Here is a 2,455-nt window from a genome sequence, read left to right as displayed (position 1 = left end):
GGGGTGCTCGACCCACTCATTTTCGCTCCAGCGGGAACCAGTGAAATCCAGCACCATCCAGCGTGTTTAACTCCAGGATTTTGACGCGTACCGGACTGACATCGCGCACCTTTTAATGACACGAGCCAAAGCGACATTGCAGGGCTTCCTCCAATCCTTCAATAGGGGATGCCAGTTACGTGTCGGCCGTTTATGCTTTCGGCGATGGTTGGACGATGAGAGACGGGCACCGTACCTTTTTGACGAGCGAGGAATACGATGGCCAAGGTGTTACCGAAAAGGAACTGCAGTTGAACGAACAGACATTGTCCATGCGCCTGGAGCGCGTGGCGGGGTATGTGCCAGCAGGTGCGCACCTGGCCGATATCGGCTCGGATCACGGCTACCTGCCGGTGGCGTTGATGCGCCGTGGCGTCATCGCGGCGGCAGTGGCCGGCGAGGTGGCATTGACGCCGTTCCGCGCGGCCGAACGTACCGTGCGCGAGAACGGCCTGGACCAGCGGATCACCGTGCGCCTGGCCAATGGCCTGGCGGCGATCGAGCCGGGAGACGGGATCACGGTGATCAGCATCTGCGGCATGGGCGGCGAGACGATCCGCGACATCCTCGACAGCGGCAAGGCGCGCCTGAGCGGCCGGGAGCGCCTGATCCTGCAGCCCAACGGCGGCGAGCAGCCACTGCGCCAATGGCTGATGGAAAATGGCTACCGCATCCTCTGCGAGGAAGTGCTGCGGGAAAACCGCTTCGACTACGAAATCATCGTCGCCGAACGCACCGGGCCGGTGATGTATACCGCCGAGGAGCTGTACTTCGGTCCGCTGCAGATGCAGGCACGCAGCCCTGCGTTCCTGGTCAAGTGGCAGCGCATGCTGCGCCACAAGCGGCGGACCCTGAGCAACTTCGCCCGGGCGCGGCAGGCCGTTCCCGAGGAGAAGGTGCAAGACATCGCCCGGCAGGCCCGGTGGATCATCGAACTGCTGGCTTGAGCGCGGTCCAGGTTTGTATGAACAGTCGCCGAGCGGCGAGCATTGGCGCGTAAAATGTAAACGCTGCTTAGCACTAATCTGATGTGCAATGGTCAATAATCCCCGCACGACCCTCAGCGGTCGTACCACTCGGAGCCTACCGGATCCGCATCGGTATTTTGATCAAGGACAGTGAAAGCATGCTCGCCGCAATATAATCCGCAATCGCCTCCACTTGATCCCGTGAATCGGGACTCGTCGTACGTTTACCCCTCAATCCAATTCGAAGATTTAAAGCATGCACCTACGCAAAATTGCAGTTGGGCTGTCGGCCCTTGTCTTGCTCTCGACCGGGGCAGAAGCCCGTGGTCTGTTGGACCTCATCAATCCGCCCACGCCGCATCATGCACAGGCATCCCACTCGGGCTCGATCAGCCAGAGCGCAGCCCTGGAACTCTATTCAAATAAGCAGAAACAGACATCGTTTGACGGCTGCGCAGATCTGTTCCCCGCAGCGCAACCGATCAACACGGCCACTGTGCCTGCAACCATGAAGCCCTTGGCTTTGTGTTCCGACAACTTTGCGGTGTTGTACTCGCAAACCAGCAAGACGCCGCTGGTAGTGGTCGAACGCCTTAATGCAGCCCAGTTGCAAGATGCCAAAGGGGAGCAGCGCACCAACCAGTTCTACCCGGACCCACGCATCCCCGAGAGTGGGCGGGCAGAGTTGAGCGACTACCGTAGCCAACATCCGGCCGTGGACCGTGGCCATCAATCCCCGGCTGCCGATGCACCGAACCCCAATGCAATGGCCCAATCCTTTGCGCTGTCGAACATGGTGCCGCAAGACCCCACCAACAACCGGAAGATCTGGAGTAAGGTCGAGTCTGATGTCAGGAAGTTTGCCAAGCGAGCCGATGGCAACGTTTTTGTCTTTACCGGGCCGCTCTTTGACCAAGACCACAGCACCATCGGCGACAACAAAGTCTGGGTGCCGACCCGTCTGTTCAAGCTGGTTTACGACACATCGTCCAAGCGTGCTTGGGCCTACGTTCTGCCCAATGCTGAAACCCGTATCGAGAAGCCGATGGACTATGAGGCTTTCGTGAAGACTACCGGGCTAAAGTTGCTGGGCAATCTACCGGTCACAGGTTCCGTGGGGCGCACTTGATGGCTTGATGAGCTGCACCCCAAAGGGTGGACAGGACAAGGGGACGCATTTATTTAATCAAAAACTAATGCGTCCCCTTTTGGGTTCTTCCAGATAGCATCGACAAGAGGACTGCCAATGAGCGAAACCGAAACTCAATCCAACTAACTACTCAAACCCGGCCCAACGCCTGCGCCAAATCAGCCCGCAAATCCTCCACATCCTCAACCCCCACCGACAACCGCACCAACCCATCGCCAATACCCAACTGCGCACGAGTTTCGGCGGGGATGCTGGCGTGGGTCATGATCGCTGGGTGTTCGATCAAGCTTTCCACGCC

Annotated in this window: 3 protein-coding genes; 2 read left to right on the top strand and 1 reads right to left on the bottom strand. The window is 58.9% G+C overall.

Translation table 11 applies throughout. The annotated features are described in order from the left end of the window. The first annotated feature begins 290 nt into the window (after nt 1-290). Nucleotides 291-986, top strand: coding sequence for a tRNA (adenine(22)-N(1))-methyltransferase TrmK (locus M0974_RS12835; protein WP_297836879.1), 696 nt, complete (start codon nt 291-293; stop codon nt 984-986). Between the two features lie 277 nt (nt 987-1,263). Further along, nucleotides 1,264-2,136 carry a DNA/RNA non-specific endonuclease gene (locus M0974_RS12830; RefSeq protein ID WP_297836877.1) on the top strand — a complete coding sequence of 291 codons (873 nt, stop codon included), beginning with the start codon at nt 1,264-1,266 and terminating at the stop codon, nt 2,134-2,136. A 151-nt stretch (nt 2,137-2,287) separates the two neighbouring features. On the opposite strand, the gene M0974_RS12825 is transcribed toward M0974_RS12830, so the two are convergent. Next, nucleotides 2,288-2,455 (bottom strand): PLP-dependent transferase (locus M0974_RS12825; RefSeq protein WP_297836883.1); only part of this gene is annotated, 168 nt, incomplete at its 5' end.

The organism is Pseudomonas sp. (genome assembly GCF_026224925.1).
Taxonomy (GTDB): Bacteria; Pseudomonadota; Gammaproteobacteria; order Pseudomonadales; family Pseudomonadaceae; genus Aquipseudomonas.
This window is presented reverse-complemented; position numbering and strand designations above follow the sequence as displayed.

Excerpts from the sequence above, each read along its gene's own strand:
- M0974_RS12830 (WP_297836877.1), top strand. The coding sequence starts at position 1,264 with ATGCACCTACGCAAAATTGCAGTTGGGCTGTCGGCCCTTGTCTTGCTC.